This window comes from Polaromonas sp. CG_23.6, from assembly GCF_029892315.1.
GTDB lineage: Bacteria > Pseudomonadota > Gammaproteobacteria > Burkholderiales > Burkholderiaceae_C > Polaromonas.
This window is the reverse complement of record NZ_JARXUY010000001.1, coordinates 4,025,744-4,043,353: the sequence shown is the minus strand read 5'-3', so window position 1 is coordinate 4,043,353 and position 17,610 is coordinate 4,025,744. Positions and strand designations below refer to the sequence as shown.

Here is a 17,610-nt window from a genome sequence, read left to right as displayed (position 1 = left end):
TTACAGTGGGCGAGCCGGTTGCTGCCGAAAGCGGTGACAGGTTTGTAATCATCCCTTATTCCAACCACTGGAGACTCATCATGCAATGGACCGCCCCTTCTTTCACTGACCTGCGTTTCGGTTTCGAAATCACGATGTACATCGCAAACCGCTGAGCCATTTATACCGCCGGGGAACGCAAGCTTTTGCGCTCTCCGGCCGGTTTTGGCTGGTTTTCTTTTTTTCCGGAATTTGATTCATGCATTTACGCGTTCTAGGCTCGGCAGCAGGCGGCGGTTTTCCCCAGTGGAATTGCAATTGCCCCAACTGCGATGGATTCAGGCGCGGCACGTTGAATGCGCAAGCCCGCACCCAGTCGTCGATTGCCGTCAGCGCCAACGGTGAGGACTGGCTGCTGGTCAACGCCTCGCCCGATGTCCTGACCCAGATCCGCGCCCATCCCGAATTGCAGCCTGCCCGCACAGTGCGCGACAGCGGCATTGCCGCCGTGCTGCTGATGGATGCGCAGATCGACCATGTCACCGGATTGCTGATGCTGCGCGAACGCGCCAGCCCCTTGCCCCTGCTGGCTACCCCTGAAGTGCTTTCAGAGCTTGGTGAAGGCTTCCCCATCACCCGCATCCTGTCGCATTACTGCGGCATTCAGGCGCTGCCGCTGCGGCCCGACGCCAGCTTGCAAACCGTCCCCGGATTGCCTGGCCTGGCGCTGAGGCCCATCGTCCTGTCGTCCAAGCCTCCGCCTTATTCTCCGTTTCGCAATTGCCCGCGTCCGGGCGACAACATTGGCCTGGTGATTGAAAATCCTGAAAGCGGCGCGCGCGTGTTTTATGCGCCTGGCCTGGGCGAGGTCACGCCTGATCTTCTGGACCTGATGGGTAAATGCCAGATGGTGCTGGTCGATGGCACGTTCTGGACCGAAGACGAAATGCAGCGCCTGGGCTTGTCAAAAAAGAGCGCTGCCGCAATGGGCCACCTGCCGCAAAGCGGTCCCCAGGGCATGATTTCCCAGCTTGACCGACTCCCGCCGGGCGTTCGCAAAATACTCATTCATATCAACAACACCAATCCCATCCTCCAGGAAGACTCCGCCGAACGCGCCCTGCTGGCCGCGCATGGCATCGAAGTCGCCTGGGATGGCATGCAACTGGTTTTCTGACTGCCGATTTATTTCATGGAACTTGCGCAAACCCAACAGCCCGATTTGGCCGGCGACCTGGCCGCGGCCTGGACGCGGACAGAGTTCGAGGCTCGCCTGCACGCCCAGGGCGCGGGCTACCATATCCACCACCCTTTCAATGTCCGCTTGAACAGCGGCCAGTGCGCCCCTGAAGAAATACGCCACTGGGTCAGAAACCGCTTTTACTACCAGATCTGCATTCCGCGCAAGGACGCTGCTGTCCTGGCCAACATGCCCGACCGCGACCACCGCCGGCTGTGGATCGAACGCATCCTGGACCATGACGGTTATGGCGACTACACCGGTTCGGCCGCTGGCGGCATTGAGGCGTGGACGCGCCTGGGCGAAGCCGTCGGTATCCCGCGTGAAGAGCTCTGGTCGCTGCAGGGCGTCGCGCCCGCTGTGCGTTTTGCCTGCGATGCCTATGTGAATTTCGCGGCCAGTGCGCCCTGGCAGGAAGCCGTGTGCTCGTCGCTGACCGAAATGTTCGCACCGCAAATCCACAAGGACCGCCTGGCCGGCTGGCCCACGCACTATCCGTGGATCGACGCAGAGGGGCTGAATTACTTCAGAAGCCGTATTCCGCTGGCGGGCCGGGATGTGGCGCACGGGTTGCAGGTCACAATCGACCACTTCACGACCCGCCCGGCCCAGCACCGGGCGCTGGATATTTTGCAGTTCAAGCTCGACATTCTGTGGAGCATGCTCGACGCCATCGAGAAGGTCTGCCTCAATCCCAATCAACCCCACGCCACCCCCGCCAAGGACTGACATGAACGCTGGAGCCTCATCGCCTGCTTCGCCCGCTGTGCCTGGCGAACAAGCGCCGCAGACCTTGCCGGCACTGCCCAAACTGTCGCGGCTGTACCGCATGCAATACGAGAAGGTGCAGTCGGCCTGGGTGCTGCTGTATCCGGAAGGCATGGTCAAACTCAACGACAGTTCTGCCGAAATCCTGCGTCGCTGCAATGGCGAACGCAGCATTGACGCCATCGTGGCCGACCTTGAAATCCTGTTCAATGCCAAAGGCATTGCGCCGCAGGTGCGTGACCTGCTGCACGAAGGAATGCGCCGTGGCTGGATTGTCTGAAGGGATTTTGTCCGGCATGGTTAACGATGCCGTGCCGCCGCCGCTGTGGCTGCTGGCCGAGCTGACCTACCGCTGTCCGCTGCATTGCGTGTTTTGTTACAACCCGACGCAGCACGCCCGTCTGCAAGCGGAGATGAGCACTGCGCAATGGGTCGATGTGATGCGCCAGGCGCGTGCGCTGGGTGCGGCGCAGCTTGGTTTTTCAGGCGGCGAGCCATTGCTCCGGGATGACCTTGAAGAACTGGTGCAGGAAGCCCGGCAACTGGGCTTTTATACCAACCTGATCACTTCGGGTGTGGGCCTGACCGAAGCCCGCGCCCGCCGGCTGAAAGACGCCGGACTGGACCATGTGCAGCTGTCCTTCCAGGATTCGACGCGCGAACTCAACGATTTCCTGAGCCATACCAAAACCTTCGAGCTCAAGCAGCGCGTGGCGCGCCTGATCAAGCAGCACGACTGGCCCATGGTGCTCAACTGCGTGCTGCACCGGCACAACTTGCCGCATGTGGACAAGATCATCGAGATGGCGCTGGCCCTCGATGCCGAATTTCTGGAACTGGCCAACACGCAGTACTACGGCTGGGCCTGGACCAACCGCGACCACCTGATGCCGACGCACGCACAGCTGATTGAAGCCGAGGCCGTGGTGCAGCGCTACCGCGCCGAGTACGGCACGCGCTGCCGGATCCTGTTTGTCGTTCCCGATTACTTTGAAGAGCGTCCAAAGGCCTGCATGAATGGCTGGGGTTCGGTGTTCCTTGCGATCGCGCCTGATGGCGTGGCCTTGCCCTGCCACAACGCGCGCAACCTGCCGGGCCTGCAACTGCCACGCGTGCAGGATCAGCCGCTGGGCGATATCTGGGTGCGCAGCCAGGCCTTCAATGCCTACCGGGGGGAATCCTGGATGCAAGCGCCGTGCCGCGACTGCGACGAGCGGCACAAGGATTTCGGCGGCTGCCGCTGCCAGGCTTTCCAGATCACCGGCGATGCCACGCAGGCCGACCCGGTGTGCAGCAAGTCGCCGCACCATGACAAGGTCGTGCGACTGGTGCGCCAGGCACCGGCAGGGCGCGAGCAGCCCATCATCTTTCGCACCGACGCAGCGTCGCGCGCGCTGCACCCGGAAAATTGAACCGGTGGTCAGGTTCGATGGAATCTGGCTGCGGTTTTGTATGGGAAATGTGTTTAACGCACGGCGGACTCAAAAGTGAAGTGCCGCACCTGCAGGGTGTGACAGTGTTCAAAAATGAATTTACCCCTGCCGCGTACGGCGAATATCGCCCGAACGGGCAGGACGCCGCTGTGCGCCGGGTGCCGTTCAAGCCGCGCCGCGCTGCCGGATCCAGCCGCGCTGCGGGTCGTAGCCCCACCAGGCGAGGCAAAAAAAACACGCGCTTCCTGCCACCACCACTAACAAGGACAGCATGTTGACTTGCCCGTACATGGCAAAGCGCAGTGTTTCGACCACATGGGTAAACGGGTTCCACTGGGCCAGCCTGAGCATCCACCAGGCGCCCGACTCTTCAAGCCGCCACAGCGGGAACAGCGCCGGGCTGATGAAGAACATCGGGAAAATCACAAAGTTCATGGTGCCGGCAAAGTTTTCCAGCTGCTTGATGTAGACCGACAGCATCAACCCCAGTGCGGCCAGCAACGTGGCCCCGCTGACCATGGCGAGAAACAGCAGCGGCACATGCTGCCAGCTCAGCGTGACGCCAAAGGCCCGCGCGATCAGCAGGAACACCGCCATCTGCAACACCGACAGGCAGGTGCCGGCCAGCAGCTTGAACCCCAGCAGCCAGCCGCGCGGCAGTGGTGCGGTGAGCAGCAGGCGCATCACGCCCATCTCACGGTCATAAACCATGGACAGCGAGCTTTGCATGCCGTTGAACAGCGCCACCATGGCCAGCAGGCCAGGCACCATGTAGACCTGGTATTCGACATAGGTTTCGTAGGGCGGCACGATGGACACGCCGAACACGCTGTGAAAGCCCGCCGAGAACACCACGAACCACAGCAGCGGCCGCACCAGCGCGGACGCCAGCCGCGACGGTTGGCGCAGGAACTTGTTGATCTCGCGGCCAACCACAGCGCGCAGCGCGCGCGCGAGGTGTGGCAGCCGGGCCGGTGCGTCATCCGGCAAGCCGGTGGCCGCGGGACTGGCCAAGCGCGGGTTCAGGGGCTCTGTCTGCATGCCGATTCCTTTTCATCCATGCCCAGTGTGTCAAGGACTTCGGTAGGGTGCAACACCCCTTCAAGCGGCGCCACGCCGGCCACGCCGTCGCCGTGTGCCAGGAACATCGGCTGGCGCAACTGCCCGTCCCATGGCCGAAATGACAGGCGCTGCCCTTTGGCGCCATCGAGGTAGACGTTGCCGCCACGCAAGCGCTTGAGCTGCTGCGCCAGGCCGGCCTTGGGGTCGTCGGCCAGCACCGCTGCCACGGCCTTGACAGCGACCCAGGCGGCCCAGTCATGGCTCTGCATGGGTCGGCCGGTCAGCTTGTAAAAGCGTCGCGACAACGGCTGTGCACCACTGCGTTCCCCGTGCGGATGCCAGGCCAGCGCCATCAGGCCACTGCTGCCCACCACCGGGCGCGGCCATTGTGTGGCGTAGGGCAGGGTGCGCGCAAATTCCCCCACGCTGTCGGCCACGGCCACCAGCTCATGCTCGCGATCACCGGTGAGCAGGCGCGTGTTGGCCAGGTCTCGCTCGCGCGGATCGGCGCCGAGCTTGAAGGGCCGGTTCTGAATAATTTTCAGGCCGTAGCGCTGTGCCGACCGGCTCAAGGCCTGGGCCTGCAGCGCATCCTGCGGCTCGGGGCCTTGCAGCAGCAGGAGCTTGCGCCAGTTCCGCGCCACCAGGTACTGGGCCAGCGCATCGCTGCGCATCTGCGCGCTTGGCAAGGTGTGCAGCAGGTGGCCCGCGCATTGTTCGCCGCGCAGCACATCGTCTTCGAGGCTGATGTTGAAGACCATGGCGCCGCCCAGTGCGGCGGGTGCCTGCTGTACCAGCTGCTGCAGTGCGGGCGCAGGCAGGTCGGCCAGCACATGCTGCACCTTGGCGGCCTTGAGCTGCGCCAGCGCCGCCGGCAGGGCCTGCGTGTCGGCAATGGATAACCCGATCACCTTGAGGCTCAGGCCCAGCACCTCCAGTTCAATGCCGGATTCCTCTGCCGCCATGCGGGCTGCCGCCAGCGGGCGTCCGTGCGGATGTCCGGGATAAGCCTGCTCCAGGCGGTGGGGCGCATAGCGCGCATCGTCCGACTGGCTGATGACCGCCACCGTGACAGGGGTTGGTGCCGCCAGGGCCGCCACAGAGATCCCGCCCAGCAGCCCTGCAGCCGCCAGGGCCACCGCCCGCCGCCAGGCATTCCGCGGGCCTTCAGTGCAAGCCATCAGGGCTGCACCAGCACGCTGTGCGGCACGCGCCCGGCTGCCACGCTGCGCACCGCCTTGCCGGCGACGGTATCGACCAGGGTCATGTCGTCGGACAGGCCGTTGGTCACATACGCGGTCTTGCCGTCCGGGTGCACGGCCACGCCCCAGGCGCGCTTGCCGACCAAAATGGTGTTGCGCACCTGGCGACTCGCCTGGTCCACCTCGGCCACATGGTTGGCCCGTCCCAGCGTCACCCATACGGTTTTTCCGTCCGGGCTCAGCGCCATGCCCACCGGCGTGATGTCGCTGGCACGCATGCCCTTGAGCTTGAACTGCAGCGTGTGTTTGACGGTCTGGTCCTCGGTGCTCAAAATGCTGACGCTGGCGCCCAGTTCGTTGCTGACCCACAGTTCCTTGCCATTGGCGGCCAGCACAAGGCGCCGGGGGCGGTTGCCGACGCGGATATTCTTGACCACTTTTTGCTGTGCGACATCGATCAAATGAACCACGTTGGCCACCTCGGAGGTGACATAGGCATGCTTGCCATCGGGCATCAGCAGAATGCCCTCGGGCTCGACACCCGTCTTGACTTCAAACAGCTTGGCCCGGCTTTGCAGGTCATAGGCTGCCATGACACTCTCGTCCTCAATCGAGACAAAAGCGGTCTTGCCGTCGGGGCTCAGGTCGAAGATTTCAGGGCTGTCGCCCAGTGGCATGGTTTCGGTCATCTTGGCGCTGGCAAGGTCCACCCGCCCCATCTGGTTGCTGTCGCCGCAGGACACATAAATTTGCCGGTGGTCCGGGCTGAACTGCATGTGGCGCGGTCGCTTGCACACGTCGATGGCCGAGAGGCGCAGGCCCTGCGTGTCAAACACCTGGATGCGGTTGTCCTTCTCGCTGGACACATACACGCGGTTGGGCGTCGGCGCAGGCAACTGGGCCCGCGCCATCGACAAAAAGCCACTGACGGCGATGCTGGCGCCCAGCGTCAGCGTCGAGCGCAGGAAGCGGGCCGGTCGATAGCTTTTCCGGGATTCGAGAGCCGTGGGATGCATGGTTTTTCTGGCGCGTTGATGTAATGAATGAGCACGCTGCAGGACGCATCGACGCTGAAAGCAAAAGCGGGGCCAAAACAAGGGGTCTGCTTGTGGGTTCATCCTGCGTTTTTAACAGTTGTGGGTCTATTGGGTTCAAACCTGTTGACCTGTCTGATGCCATGCCTTTGTTTTTGCCTTCCCCCTCAGTCTGCTGCAGCGAACTGGATTTCGGGCATTCGTTATACGCCCCGCGGTTCGCCTGTGCGTATCGTGAAACTGCTGCAGGGTGCGTTCCTGCAAGGCGGCACTCACCCGTTACGATCAGAATCCGGACTATCTTTCAACCCGGGCCTATGCGCAGGCCCTCCTGAAAACGCTGGCGCATGAAAAGGCATTGTTGCGCCGCATGCACCTCTTGGCGGCAACGACCCTCTCAAATTCATGAATCTTCCTTTACCTGTCAACATGCCTCTGCTGCAAGCCCGCGACCTGCACAAGTCCTATGCGGGCAAGCCGGCGCTGCTGGGCGTCAGCCTGCAATTGTTTGCCGGCGAAATGGTCGCCCTGCTGGGGCCCAACGGCTCGGGGAAATCCACGCTGATGCAGCTGCTGACCGGTTTGTTCAGTCCGGACAGCGGACACATCGAGGTGCTGGGCTTCAACATGCGCACCCATGCAAGCCGCGCGCTGGCCGGGCTGGGCGTGGTGTTCCAGCAAACCGCGCTCGACCTTGACCTGTCCGTGCAGGCGAATCTGTTGTTCCACACCGACCTGCACGGCCTGCCCCGCCGCAGCGCGCGCGACAGGATTGCCGAAGCCCTGGCGGGCATGGCACTGGACGGGCAGGCTGGTGCCGTGGTGCGCAGCCTGTCGGGCGGCACTCGTCGCAAGGTCGAACTGGTGCGTGCATTGCTGCACCGGCCGCGCGTGCTGCTGATGGACGAAGCCACGGTCGGCCTGGACCCGGGCTCGCGGCAGCAGTTGCTCGCCACTGTCCGCAAGCTGGTGAGCGAGAGCCAGGTCGCCGTGCTGTGGGCCACGCACTTGATGGAAGAAATTGAAGTGGCCGACAGGCTGCTGTTCCTGCAAGGCGGCACGGTGCGTTTCGAAGGGAGCAGCGACGCCTTCAAGGCGCAGTTTGCAGACGATCCGGTGATGGGGAAATTTTGACGGGCTCTCCCGGGGCTTGACGGCGACGAGTATCTTTTTCCTTTGCCAACGCAGGACGAGAAACAGGTTAGGGGATTGCGCTCTTGAACTGAAGGCGCGCCTGCCGTAGTGTGCTGGGGCGCTTTCCTCTTCTTTACAAACCCCCTTTATCAATTCTTCAAGGGACCCATCATGCATTCACGTCTGAAATTTGCACTTCTTGCCACTTCCGTCATGCTCGTTGCCTGCGCACCCATGCCTTCGACGCCGCAAAATGCAATGAGTTTCTTTGTCACCAGCGCCAATCCGGGTCAAGGCGCCAACTTTGGCGGCCTGGCCGGTGCCGACGCCTATTGCCAGCAGCTGGCCACGGCGGCCAATGCCGGCAACAAGAACTGGCGCGCCTACCTCAGCGCCGCACCCAGCGCCTCAAGCCCGGCGGTCGATGCGCGTGACCGCATCGGCCGTGGCCCCTGGCAAAATGCCAAGGGCGTGATCGTGGCCACCAGCGTAGACAACCTGCACAGCGCCAGCAACCAGCTCACCAAGCAGACCGCGCTGACGGAAAAAGGCGAGGTCGTCAATGGCCGGGGCGATGCGGTCAACATGCACGACATCCTGACCGGCTCCACCCCGGACGGCCGACTGGCCACGGCGGCCAAGGACACCACCTGCGGCAACTGGACCCAGAGCGCAGAAGGCTCGGCCATCGTGGGCCACCATGACCGCGACGGCACCAACCCCGATCCGGTCGCTAACGTTTCGTGGAATGCATCGCACGGCACGCGCGGCTGCGGCATGGACGCGCTCAAGTCCACCGGTGGCGCAGGGCTGATGTACTGTTTTGCTGCGAATTAAAAATTTTTTGGTTTGAGTCGGCAGGTTGCCACGCATTTTTATGCGTTGCCAGCTACTGTCTCGTCAAGCGCAAGTGTCGGGTAGAGCCGCTTGCGCTTGAAGCGGCCATTCTTGGCCGTGAATTGCCAGTTGACCTTGGCCTTTAGACTGTTTGCATGGGCCTGCCGGGTGGCGATCTGGCTTCAAATGTCTTGACGCTGTCAAGTCGTCGGTCAAGACCTTGTTTTGCCGGCTTTAGCTCCCCAGCGCCATGCTCCATGGTTGCCACCAGAGCTGCGCTGGCCCTCGGGCAATCCCATAGTCAGCTTTCCTCCAGGGCTTGAACTGCGATACCTGGCGGTTCAGTGCCATCTCCAGATATTCCTGGAATTTTTTTGAGTCGCTCAATCTTGCGCTCGCTCATATGCGCAATGTCCTGCAGCCAAGATCATTCTTGTGCTGCCAAGGTAGCGCTGCAGTGTTCCATCCTCCCTTGTCAGGCGTCAGTTAATTTGTGATGAAGCACCGGGTCGCCCAGGCGTATGGCCGAGTCGATCCAGAAGATCGATTCAGGTTCCCGTGGCCACTTGCAAGGGTTATTACTTGATTGACAGTTGATGTTCATGCCTCTACATTGAATATATGAAACATCATTCCAAATAATAGAATGGATAAAACATTAATCAAAGGCGTGCACTTGCTGCAGCTTATGGTCGAGTCGGCACGGCCTTGGACTGTGTCGGGTCTGTCCAAGGCATTGGGCTTGCAAGGCAGTAACGTGCATCGCACTTTGCAGACGTGGTGCGCGTTGGGAGTTGTCGCGCAGTCGGAGAAAACGGGCGAATACCACTGCACGCTTAAGTTGTTCGAATGGGGTTGCAAGGTGGCCGGTTGCTTCGATGTGCGGCGCCTTGCCCGCGAGCATCTGCTGCAACTGGCCCATACCTCACAGGAAACGATCCACTTGTCTGTGCTGGAAGGCGCGGAAATTGTTTATCTCGACAAGATCGACAGCCCGCAACCGGTACGCGCCTATTCCGAAGTTGGCGGCCGGGCTCCAGCGCACTGTGTGGCCACGGGAAAAGCACTGCTGGCCTATGGCGACTTGCGCGCACTGGATCATCTCCCCAATCCTTTGCCGTGCCCAACTTCCAAAACGATTGGATCGCTGGAGAAGCTCAAGGCAGAGCTGGTCCGGATCCGTGCGTGCGGCTATGCCACCAACTTTGAAGAGTGGCGCGAAGGGGTGCACGGCCTGGGCGCTGTAATTTTTGATGCGAGTGGTGTGGCGGTGGCTGCCGTGGGATTGTCCGCACCTGCCAGCCGCATGGGGGACGAACGGGTCCGGCAACTGGGTCAATTGGTATGGGAAACAGCGCAAAAAATTACGCGGGCGCTTGGAGGACGCGTGCAGCAGGATTCATGAAATGTTGCGGTGGTAAGCCGCTTCCTGTAAATCAACTATTTAGGAGACAACATGAAACGACATCATTTCGCAATGGCCTTCATGGCCGGATCAGCTCTCGGGCTGACCGCCTTGCCTGCTCTGGCCCAGGACAAATACCCCAACCGTCCAATCGAACTGGTGGTGACCTTTGGTCCGGGTGGCGGTGCCGACACCATGGGCCGCAAGATGTCCCAATTGCTGGAAAAGAGCATGGGCGTTCCCGTGCCGGTTTCAAATGTAAGCGGCGCATCGGGCAATGCTGGCCTTTCCAAGCTGCTTTCGGCGCCTGCAGACGGCTACACCGCCGGCACGCTGATCGCGCTGACCGTGTCATCGTGGGCTGCAGGCTTGGGCACCTCCAAACCCAGCGACTTTGCCATTGCGGCCATCGTGCAAGACTCGCCGTCCATGTTGTTTGTGCCCAATGACAGCGTACACAAGACCTTCAAAGACTTCCTGTCCTATGCGCAAAAGAAACCAGGTGCTCTGAAGATCGCGACTTCCGGCTACGGCACCCAGGACGACATCACGCTGAAATACTTTGCCTCCAAGGGCTACAAGACAACCAACGTCCCTTTTGAGAAGCCTGCCGAGCGTTATGCGTCACCACTGGGCAGGCACACCGACGCCATTTATGAAGAGCCTGGTGACGTGGGCCCCTTTCTCAAGAGCGGAAAGATGCGCCCCCTTGTGGTGTTCAGCGACACACGCCATCCAGCGTTCCCGGAGGTGCCTACGTCCAAAGAACTGGGATTCGAGATTGGTGATCTGCCGAACTTCCGTGCCATCGCGGTCAGTGCCAAAACCCCTCCCGAGTTGCTAAAAACACTGTCTTCAGCGGTCAACGCCGCGCTGGCAACGCCTGAATGGAAGGCTGTCTGCGCAGACACCTATACCTGCGTTTCTCGCAGCTACACCCCGGCCGAAGCGCAAACCTACGTCGCAGGGTTTCAAACCAAAGTCAGCGAGTACCTGAAGGCATTCAAATGACTGTCAGCATCTGGCGGCGGCAGCTCGCCGGGCCACTGGCCTTTGTGGTGGCGGCACTCTTGCTGCGCTCGCGCGTGGTCGAGTCTCCCGAGATGGCGGCTCAGATCACGCGGGGGCTGGTAGGGCCCGCCACCTGGCCGACCCTCATGATGTGGGCCATTGCAGCATTCGGCTTGTTCTGGACGCTGCAGCGCGCGGTGACGGTCCTGCGCGCCAAGGGCTCTGTCAACGCCACAGCGCTGATCAATGCCCCCTCCCAGGATGCGCTGAAAACGCCGTTTTCGACGCTGATTGGACTGGGCGTCAGCTTCATCCTGGTGTATGGCTATTTGCTGCCTGTGATCGGGTTTGCTGCCTCCACACTGTTGTATCTCGTGTGCTGGTGCCTGTTGGGCGGCATGCGAAAACCGTTGCAGATCGGGCTGATCGGCCTGCTGGGAACCACCTTTTTGTTGTACCTGTTCGTGAAGCTGGCTTCGATGCCGCTGGATCGTGGCCAGGGTGTGATGGGTGAAGCCTCGATCGCCTTGTACCGCCTGTTGGGTATCTACTGAGGGAGCACACGCTTTGGACACTTTGATCAATTTGTTTCACGGACTGCTGGCCGCTCTGGAGCCGATGAATTTCGGCATCATGCTCATTGGCCTTGCCGTGGGCACCATCGCTGGCGCACTGCCGGGTATCTCGTTCGTCAATGCCATGGCCATGGCATTGCCCTTCACCTACGCCATGACACCCGTGAGCGCCATGGTGTTTCTTGGCGGCATCTACGCCGGAGGCGTCTTTGGCGGTTCGATCTCAGCCATCCTGATCAACATACCAGGCACACCGGCATCGTTGCCCACCTGTTGGGAAGGCTTCTCCATGACCAAACGCGGAGAGGCCTCCCGGGCGCTGATGCTGGCGCTGCTGGCGTCTGCGTTGGGGGGTATAGCCAGTGCTTTGCTGCTCACTTTTGGCGCACCTCCATTCGCCGAGATTGCACTCACATTTGACCAGCCAGAGTTCTTTGCCGCCACCTTTCTTGGCCTGATCAGCGTTATTGCGATTGCCAAAGAAGCACCGGCCGTGAGTATGGTTTCGCTGTTTTGCGGCATTTTGATTGGCACCGTTGGGGTCGATCCTTTGTACGGCATGCCGCGTCTGACTTTCGGTCTGCCTGCGCTGCAAAACGGCATTGACTTTGTGGTGGTCATGATCGGCTTGTTCGCCTTGACAGAGGTGCTGGAGATGTTGGGCAAGCGCGGTCACGGGCAAGGCGATGCCAAGAATGTGCGCATGCGCCTGCCGTCGCTCAAGGATCTCTGGGCGCTCAGGGCACCTGCCATGCGCGGAACCGCCATTGGCTGCCTGCTTGGGACGGTGCCCGGCGCGGGGGCGACGGTAGGCGCTGTAGTCGCTTATGGCATCGAAAAACAGGTTTCGCCACGCGGGCATGAGTTTGGCACGGGCGTGGAAGCCGGGCTGGTGGCGCCAGAAGCGGCCAACAGCGCGACTACCGGCGCTGCCATGATTCCCCTGCTGACGCTGGGCATCCCCGGCAGTGCCGCGACAGCCATCATGCTTGCCGCCCTGGTGTTGCACGGCATCACGCCGGGCCCGCTGTTGTTCACCACCCAAACCGACCTGGTTTACACCGTGTTTGCGAGCCTGATCCTGGCCAACCTGTTCATGATCGGTGCGGGCATGCTGGTGGCGCGCGGCTTTGCCACCTTGATGAAAGTGCCGCCCACTGTTCTGGGGGCCTTCATCGTGGTGTTGAGTGTGGTGGGTGCTTATGGTGTGCGCAACAACATCATCGACGTTTACATCTGCCTGGGATTCGGTGTGCTGGGCTACGTGATGAAGCACTTCAGCTTTCCTTCTGCGCCCTTGGTATTGGGCGTCATTCTGGGCCCGTTGGCGGAACGTTATTTCATGACTTCGATGGCCAATTACGACAACGACCCGACCATCTTCCTGACCCGTCCGATCAGCGGCAGCATCATGGCTTTTTCCCTCGTGTTCGTCATCTGGGCACTGGTGCCCGGCATTGGTGGGAAAGTACTGAAACTGTTTGCGCGACGCAACAAACTAACCGCCTGAACCCAGGACAACACAACTGCTGGCCAGGCGCGAGCCTGTCAGCCTAACCGGGAATCTCCATGCAAACAAATCAAACCTCTGACGCAACCGGACCCGTCGCCGATCAGGTGCAGCGCGCCCGCGCCGCACAGCAAGTGGCCAATCAGTACGACCAGGCGCGCATCGATGAACTGGTGGCTGCCGCCGGCTGGGCCATCATTGAACCTGCCCGCAATCAGGCGCTTGCCGAGATGGCCGTGGCTGAAACCGGTGTCGGCAATGTGGCCGACAAGGTGCGCAAAAACCACCGCAAGACGCTGGGGCTGCTGCGTGACCTGCAAGGTGCCAGATCGGTCGGCGTGATTGCCGAAGACAAGGCGCTGGGCATCGTGGAAATCGCCCGTCCTGTGGGCGTGGTGTGTGCGGTCACGCCCTCCACCAATCCGGGTGCTACCCCGGCCAACAAGATCATCAATGCGCTGAAAGGGCGCAATGCCGTCATCGTCGCCCCCTCGCCCAAGGGGCAGGGCACGGCGCAGCGACTGGTGGATTTCATCCATGCCGAGTTTGACCGCATCGGTGCGCCGCGCGATCTGGTGCAGGTGCTGCCCGCACCCATCAACAAACAAGCCACCGCCGAATTGATGGCGCTGTGCGATCTGGTAGTGGCCACCGGCTCGCAGGCGAATGTACGTGCAGCCTACAGCTGCGGCACTCCTGCTTTTGGTGTGGGTGCCGGTAATGTCGCCGGTATCGTGGATGAAACCGCCGATGTCCAGGCCGCTGCCGAGCGCATCGTGCGCTCCAAGACTTTCGACAACGCCACCAGCTGTTCGTCGGAAAACAGTCTGGTGGTGCTGGCCAGCGTGCGCGACGCGCTGCTCAAGGCGCTGAGCGATCAAGGCGCGCATTTGCTCAGCGCCGCGCAGGCGGAGCACCTGCAGCGGGTCATGTGGCCGCAGGGCAAGCTCTCGGGCGACGTCACCGGCAAGTCGGCGCAGCACATTGCAGCGCTGGCAGGCTTTGACGATCTGGCGGCCGCCAAGCCATTGGTGCTCATGGTAGACCAGGGGGCGCACGACGTGGGCGCAGATCACCCCTACTCAGGCGAAAAACTCAGCCCGGTGCTTACCCTCTACACCGTGCCCGACTTTGAAGCTGCCATGCAGATGGTGGAGCGTCTGTACGCCTGGCAAGGTGCCGGGCACTCTGTGGGGCTGCACACGAAAAACCCGGATCGGGCCTTGGCGCTCGGGCTGCGGCTGCCCGTGTCGCGCGTCATCGTCGAGCAGGCCCACTGCATCGCTGCGGGTGGCAGTTTCGACAACGGCCTGCCGTTTTCACTCTCCATGGGTTGCGGCACCTGGGGCGGCAACAACTTCTCCGACAACATGAACTACCGGCATTACCTGAACACCACACGCGTCTCCATGCCGATCCCGGAAAAAATGCCCACCGAACGCGAAATTTTCGGCAGCTATTTCGACAAGTATGGTGCCCTATGAGCACGGCAGACGCCCAGGCCTGCACAGTCTTCGTTAAGGGCAGCTTGCGCCAGCTCATCGAGCAACAAGCGCATGCCCGGCACGACGCGGTCTATGCGCAGGAAGGAGAAGGCGATGCAGCCCTTAGCTACGCTGATTTGCTGTCAAGCTGCCAAGGGGTGGCCCGGGTGCTGGCGCAGCAAGGCTTGGCAAAGGGCGACACGGTCTCGGTGGTCATGCCCAATGGACTCAACACCTTGCGCATTTTGCTGGGCGGCATGTGGTCGGGCCACTGCGTGAACCCGGTCAACCTGCTGGCCCAGCCCGAGCAGATGCGCTATGTGCTGGAGCATTCGGACTGCAAGCTGGTGATTGCCACAGCGCAATGGGCCGGGCAGGTACAGGCCTTGCTCAAGACCATCGCGCGCCCGGTGAAACTGCTGGTGACTACTGAGAGCCTCGCCAGCCTGCCTGGCGAAGAGCCGGTCAGCGGCGTATCCAGCCATGACCTTGACACGGCCAACCGTGTGCGATCCGATGATGCTGCCCTGCTCATGTACACGTCGGGCACCACCGGCTTGCCCAAGGGTGTGCTGCTCACGCATACGCAGCTCGCTTGCAATGCCGCCGCCATTGCCACCGAGCACCAGCTTGGCGCGCAAGACCGTGTACTGGCGGTGCTGCCGCTGTACCACATCAATGCATTTGTCGTCACCATGCTGGCGCCTCTTGCATCGGGCGGCAGCCTGGTGCTGGCAGACAAATTCTCGGTGGGGCGGTTTTGGCCGCAAGTGGCTCGCAACGCCTGCACCTGGATCAACCTGGTGCCGACCATGGTGTCGTATTTGCTGGAAGCCCCCGCGCCTTCGCCAGAGGTCACCGGACCGCTGCGTTTTTGCCGTTCGGCATCGGCTTCCTTGCCGCCAGAGCATTTGCAGGGTTTCGAGAAAAAGTTTGGCGTTGGCGTGATCGAAACCATGGGGCTGACGGAAACCGCAGCGCCTTCGTTCTCGAACCCGCTGCAAATTGAGTTGCGCAAGCTGGGCTCGGTGGGCAAGGCCTCGGGCTGCGAGGCGCGGGTGGTCGATGCGCAATTCCAGACGCTCGCCGACGGCGATACCGGAGAAGTGGTGATTCGCGGTGGCCAGGTGATGAGGGGCTACTACAAGAACCCGCAGGCCACCCAGGCGGCCCTCACGCCCGATGGCTGGCTGCGCACCGGCGACCTCGGGCACCGCGATGCCGATGGGTTCTTCTTCATCACGGGGCGCATCAAGGAGCTCATCATCAAAGGGGGCGAAAACATCGCGCCGCGCGAGATCGATGAGGTTTTGCTGCGTTATCCCGATGTGCTCGACGCGGCGGCTACCGGCATCCCCGACAAGCACTACGGGCAGGAAATCATGGTGTGCGTGGTGCTGCGGCCAGGCCGCCAGCCCGACGAAGTTGCCTTGCGCGCTTTCTGCGCAACCCATCTGGGCCGTTTCAAGTGCCCCAAAGTGATCCATTTTGTGGATGACCTTCCGCGTGGTCCCTCGGGCAAGGTGCAAAGGCTGAAGCTGCTGGAGTTCGTCAAGAGCTTGACCGGCGTCCATGGCTAGCCCCCCCCCATCACCCTGACCCGAAAAATTGCAGACCGCTTGGAAAGAACTGCATGAGGCAAATAATAATTTGGCCAAAAATGGTTCTGGCGCAATCTTGGTAAGCCTAAGCCGCTATGAATTAAATAGTAAATGACGTCGGCATAACTTGCGATCAGTGCAGGGCGGTGCCAAGCTAAACCCCGGGGGTGTGCCCGAAAAATTCCGGGTCCAGCACCAGTTCGCGCAGTGGCTGGAGCCGCTTTTCTGATTGATCGGCCTGCCCGCACCATTCGGCCGCCTCTTCGATTGCCCCCGACTCCTGCGCCAGCGCCTGCATCTGGCGCAGCAGCATCACGCGCTCCTCGACCGCGCGCAGCGTGGCCCACAGGCCGTTGTCGATGGCTTCGTTAACCTGGGCCAGCAGGCTCTTGAGCGAAAACGCGTGGCCGGTGTGGCAGCGAAAGCGCACGATCGGCCCTTCCTCGATCTGCACCAGCACGCCATGGCAGTCAGGGCAGGTGTATTTTGAAATCTTGCCCAGGTTCATGACCCCGGCCCTGAGCGCATTACCTTCCATGGCAATGTGGTTTTCCATTGCAAGCTGTGTGTTGGTCATGGGTATTGCCTCGGGTGCCGTGGTGCCAACCAGTTCACTAACCTTGGCGGCCAAGGCCTCAAGCGTGCCGACCAGATCAACCTGGACATGCGCCATGGCGCTTTGCGGCATGGAGGAATACATGGCTTCGTCAGGGTCCTGCACCAGCGCAAGGCCCTGGTGGTCCTTGATGGCCCAGAGCCCGGCCGTGCCGTCGTCCAGCGCGCCGCTCAGGACCACACCGATGACACGCGGGCCGAAGGCAGTGGCGGCAGAGCGAAACAGCACATCGATGGACGGCCTGAACCGGCCTTCTTTCGGGCCCCGGCTGAGCCGGATGCCCTGCGGCGTGAGCATGAGGTGGCGGTCGGCCGAGGCGACATACACCTGCCCGTTGCTGATCGCCTCGCCATCCTGCGCAATCTTCACGGCCAGCCGTGTTGACGCGCGGAGCACCCGGTCCAGCTGGCTGGCGGTGTCCGCCGGAATATGCAGGACCACCAGAAAAGCCGCTGGCAGATCGGCGGGCAGGGCATGAAAAAACCCCCGCAGTGCCTCCACCCCGCCGGCCGAGGCGCCAATGACCACGATGTCGCGTTTTGGCAAGTCTGCAGAGGAAGACATCGGTTCAGTCTACGGCAATACCGCCTGTCGCGATAGCCGGTTGAATGCGCCGTCAGTCGTGAGCGGTGCGCAAGCTGTCAGGCCGTTAGGCCGTTCAGGAAACGGCGCTGTGTGAAGGTGTGGTTTTTGCTATGCAAAAAATAGCTGCTTGTGCA

The 17,610-nt window shown here is 61.6% G+C and carries 17 protein-coding genes; 13 read left to right on the top strand and 4 right to left on the bottom strand.

The window, feature by feature from the left end:
• Window positions 1–80 precede the first annotated feature (80 nt).
• From pqqA to pqqE, 5 genes are all read left to right on the top strand, one after another.
• Window positions 81–155: a pyrroloquinoline quinone precursor peptide PqqA gene (gene pqqA / locus H4V98_RS19145; RefSeq protein ID WP_084181563.1), complete on the top strand. Its 75-nt coding sequence runs from the start codon at window positions 81–83 to the stop codon at window positions 153–155.
• Between the two features lie 83 nt (window positions 156–238).
• On the top strand, window positions 239–1,156 hold the full coding sequence (gene pqqB, locus H4V98_RS19140; RefSeq protein ID WP_196861893.1) for a pyrroloquinoline quinone biosynthesis protein PqqB: 918 nt from the start codon (window positions 239–241) through the stop codon (window positions 1,154–1,156).
• A gap of 15 nt (window positions 1,157–1,171) precedes the next feature.
• Window positions 1,172–1,948: a pyrroloquinoline-quinone synthase PqqC gene (gene pqqC, locus H4V98_RS19135; protein WP_196861894.1), complete on the top strand. Its 777-nt coding sequence runs from the start codon at window positions 1,172–1,174 to the stop codon at window positions 1,946–1,948.
• Between the two features lie 100 nt (window positions 1,949–2,048).
• Complete coding sequence (gene pqqD / locus H4V98_RS19130; protein WP_231374574.1) at window positions 2,049–2,267, top strand: pyrroloquinoline quinone biosynthesis peptide chaperone PqqD; 219 nt, start codon at window positions 2,049–2,051, stop codon at window positions 2,265–2,267.
• Window positions 2,268–2,283: 16 nt separating this feature from the next.
• Window positions 2,284–3,399, top strand: coding sequence for a pyrroloquinoline quinone biosynthesis protein PqqE (pqqE, locus tag H4V98_RS19125; RefSeq protein ID WP_196862193.1), 1,116 nt, complete (start codon window positions 2,284–2,286; stop codon window positions 3,397–3,399).
• A 186-nt stretch (window positions 3,400–3,585) separates the two neighbouring features.
• Here the strand turns inward: pqqE and H4V98_RS19120 are convergent, their stop codons facing one another.
• The 3 genes from H4V98_RS19120 to H4V98_RS19110 are packed head-to-tail and all read right to left on the bottom strand — an operon-like array spanning window position 3,586 to window position 6,700.
• Window positions 3,586–4,461: an ABC transporter permease gene (locus tag H4V98_RS19120; protein WP_196861896.1), complete on the bottom strand. Its 876-nt coding sequence runs from the start codon at window positions 4,459–4,461 to the stop codon at window positions 3,586–3,588.
• Window positions 4,443–5,663 (bottom strand): branched-chain amino acid ABC transporter substrate-binding protein, encoded by a 1,221-nt coding sequence (locus H4V98_RS19115; protein ID WP_196861897.1) that lies wholly within the window; start codon window positions 5,661–5,663, stop codon window positions 4,443–4,445. Before H4V98_RS19115 ends, H4V98_RS19120 begins: the two co-directional genes overlap by 19 nt.
• Window positions 5,663–6,700, bottom strand: coding sequence for a PQQ-dependent catabolism-associated beta-propeller protein (locus H4V98_RS19110; RefSeq protein WP_196861898.1), 1,038 nt, complete (start codon window positions 6,698–6,700; stop codon window positions 5,663–5,665). The genes H4V98_RS19115 and H4V98_RS19110 overlap by 1 nt, the downstream gene beginning before the upstream one ends.
• A gap of 423 nt (window positions 6,701–7,123) precedes the next feature.
• Between H4V98_RS19110 and H4V98_RS19105 the strand changes: the two genes are divergently transcribed.
• From H4V98_RS19105 to H4V98_RS19070, 8 genes are all read left to right on the top strand, one after another.
• A complete protein-coding gene (locus tag H4V98_RS19105) occupies window positions 7,124–7,852 on the top strand; it encodes an ATP-binding cassette domain-containing protein (protein WP_196861899.1) in 729 nt (242 codons plus the stop codon).
• Window positions 7,853–8,023: 171 nt separating this feature from the next.
• On the top strand, window positions 8,024–8,689 hold the full coding sequence (locus tag H4V98_RS19100; RefSeq protein ID WP_196861900.1) for a hypothetical protein: 666 nt from the start codon (window positions 8,024–8,026) through the stop codon (window positions 8,687–8,689).
• Between the two features lie 646 nt (window positions 8,690–9,335).
• On the top strand, window positions 9,336–10,094 hold the full coding sequence (locus H4V98_RS19095) for an IclR family transcriptional regulator (RefSeq protein WP_196861901.1): 759 nt from the start codon (window positions 9,336–9,338) through the stop codon (window positions 10,092–10,094).
• Between the two features lie 51 nt (window positions 10,095–10,145).
• Window positions 10,146–11,105, top strand: a complete 960-nt coding sequence (locus H4V98_RS19090; RefSeq protein WP_196861902.1) for a tripartite tricarboxylate transporter substrate binding protein — start codon at window positions 10,146–10,148, stop codon at window positions 11,103–11,105.
• Window positions 11,102–11,659 (top strand): tripartite tricarboxylate transporter TctB family protein, encoded by a 558-nt coding sequence (locus H4V98_RS19085; RefSeq protein ID WP_196861903.1) that lies wholly within the window; start codon window positions 11,102–11,104, stop codon window positions 11,657–11,659. Before H4V98_RS19090 ends, H4V98_RS19085 begins: the two co-directional genes overlap by 4 nt.
• 13 nt (window positions 11,660–11,672) lie before the next feature.
• Window positions 11,673–13,190: a tripartite tricarboxylate transporter permease gene (locus H4V98_RS19080; RefSeq protein ID WP_196861904.1), complete on the top strand. Its 1,518-nt coding sequence runs from the start codon at window positions 11,673–11,675 to the stop codon at window positions 13,188–13,190.
• A gap of 59 nt (window positions 13,191–13,249) precedes the next feature.
• The gene (locus H4V98_RS19075) at window positions 13,250–14,674 is read left to right on the top strand and encodes an aldehyde dehydrogenase family protein (protein WP_196861905.1); all 1,425 of its coding nucleotides are present in this window, start codon (window positions 13,250–13,252) and stop codon (window positions 14,672–14,674) included.
• Entirely contained in the window at window positions 14,671–16,254 is a 1,584-nt protein-coding gene (locus H4V98_RS19070; protein ID WP_196861906.1) for an AMP-binding protein, read from the top strand. The genes H4V98_RS19075 and H4V98_RS19070 overlap by 4 nt, the downstream gene beginning before the upstream one ends.
• 175 nt (window positions 16,255–16,429) lie before the next feature.
• Here the strand turns inward: H4V98_RS19070 and H4V98_RS19065 are convergent, their stop codons facing one another.
• Window positions 16,430–17,455 (bottom strand): chemotaxis protein CheB, encoded by a 1,026-nt coding sequence (locus H4V98_RS19065; protein ID WP_196861907.1) that lies wholly within the window; start codon window positions 17,453–17,455, stop codon window positions 16,430–16,432.
• Between the last annotated feature and the right edge of the window lie 155 nt (window positions 17,456–17,610).

What these genes read in the sequence shown, in the direction of transcription:
- H4V98_RS19095 (WP_196861901.1), top strand. Translation starts at nt 9,336, where the DNA reads ATGGATAAAACATTAATCAAAGGCGTGCACTTGCTGCAGCTTATGGTC.
- pqqD (WP_231374574.1), top strand. Translation starts at nt 2,049, where the DNA reads ATGCAATACGAGAAGGTGCAGTCGGCCTGGGTGCTGCTGTATCCGGAA.
- H4V98_RS19070 (WP_196861906.1), top strand. Translation starts at nt 14,671, where the DNA reads ATGAGCACGGCAGACGCCCAGGCCTGCACAGTCTTCGTTAAGGGCAGC.
- pqqC (WP_196861894.1), top strand. Translation starts at nt 1,172, where the DNA reads ATGGAACTTGCGCAAACCCAACAGCCCGATTTGGCCGGCGACCTGGCC.
- H4V98_RS19075 (WP_196861905.1), top strand. Translation starts at nt 13,250, where the DNA reads ATGCAAACAAATCAAACCTCTGACGCAACCGGACCCGTCGCCGATCAG.
- H4V98_RS19090 (WP_196861902.1), top strand. Translation starts at nt 10,146, where the DNA reads ATGAAACGACATCATTTCGCAATGGCCTTCATGGCCGGATCAGCTCTC.
- H4V98_RS19115 (WP_196861897.1), bottom strand. Translation starts at nt 5,663, where the DNA reads ATGGCTTGCACTGAAGGCCCGCGGAATGCCTGGCGGCGGGCGGTGGCC.
- H4V98_RS19100 (WP_196861900.1), top strand. Translation starts at nt 8,024, where the DNA reads ATGCATTCACGTCTGAAATTTGCACTTCTTGCCACTTCCGTCATGCTC.
- H4V98_RS19120 (WP_196861896.1), bottom strand. Translation starts at nt 4,461, where the DNA reads ATGCAGACAGAGCCCCTGAACCCGCGCTTGGCCAGTCCCGCGGCCACC.
- H4V98_RS19110 (WP_196861898.1), bottom strand. Translation starts at nt 6,700, where the DNA reads ATGCATCCCACGGCTCTCGAATCCCGGAAAAGCTATCGACCGGCCCGC.
- pqqB (WP_196861893.1), top strand. Translation starts at nt 239, where the DNA reads ATGCATTTACGCGTTCTAGGCTCGGCAGCAGGCGGCGGTTTTCCCCAG.
- H4V98_RS19065 (WP_196861907.1), bottom strand. Translation starts at nt 17,455, where the DNA reads ATGTCTTCCTCTGCAGACTTGCCAAAACGCGACATCGTGGTCATTGGC.
- H4V98_RS19085 (WP_196861903.1), top strand. Translation starts at nt 11,102, where the DNA reads ATGACTGTCAGCATCTGGCGGCGGCAGCTCGCCGGGCCACTGGCCTTT.
- H4V98_RS19105 (WP_196861899.1), top strand. Translation starts at nt 7,124, where the DNA reads ATGAATCTTCCTTTACCTGTCAACATGCCTCTGCTGCAAGCCCGCGAC.
- pqqE (WP_196862193.1), top strand. Translation starts at nt 2,284, where the DNA reads ATGGTTAACGATGCCGTGCCGCCGCCGCTGTGGCTGCTGGCCGAGCTG.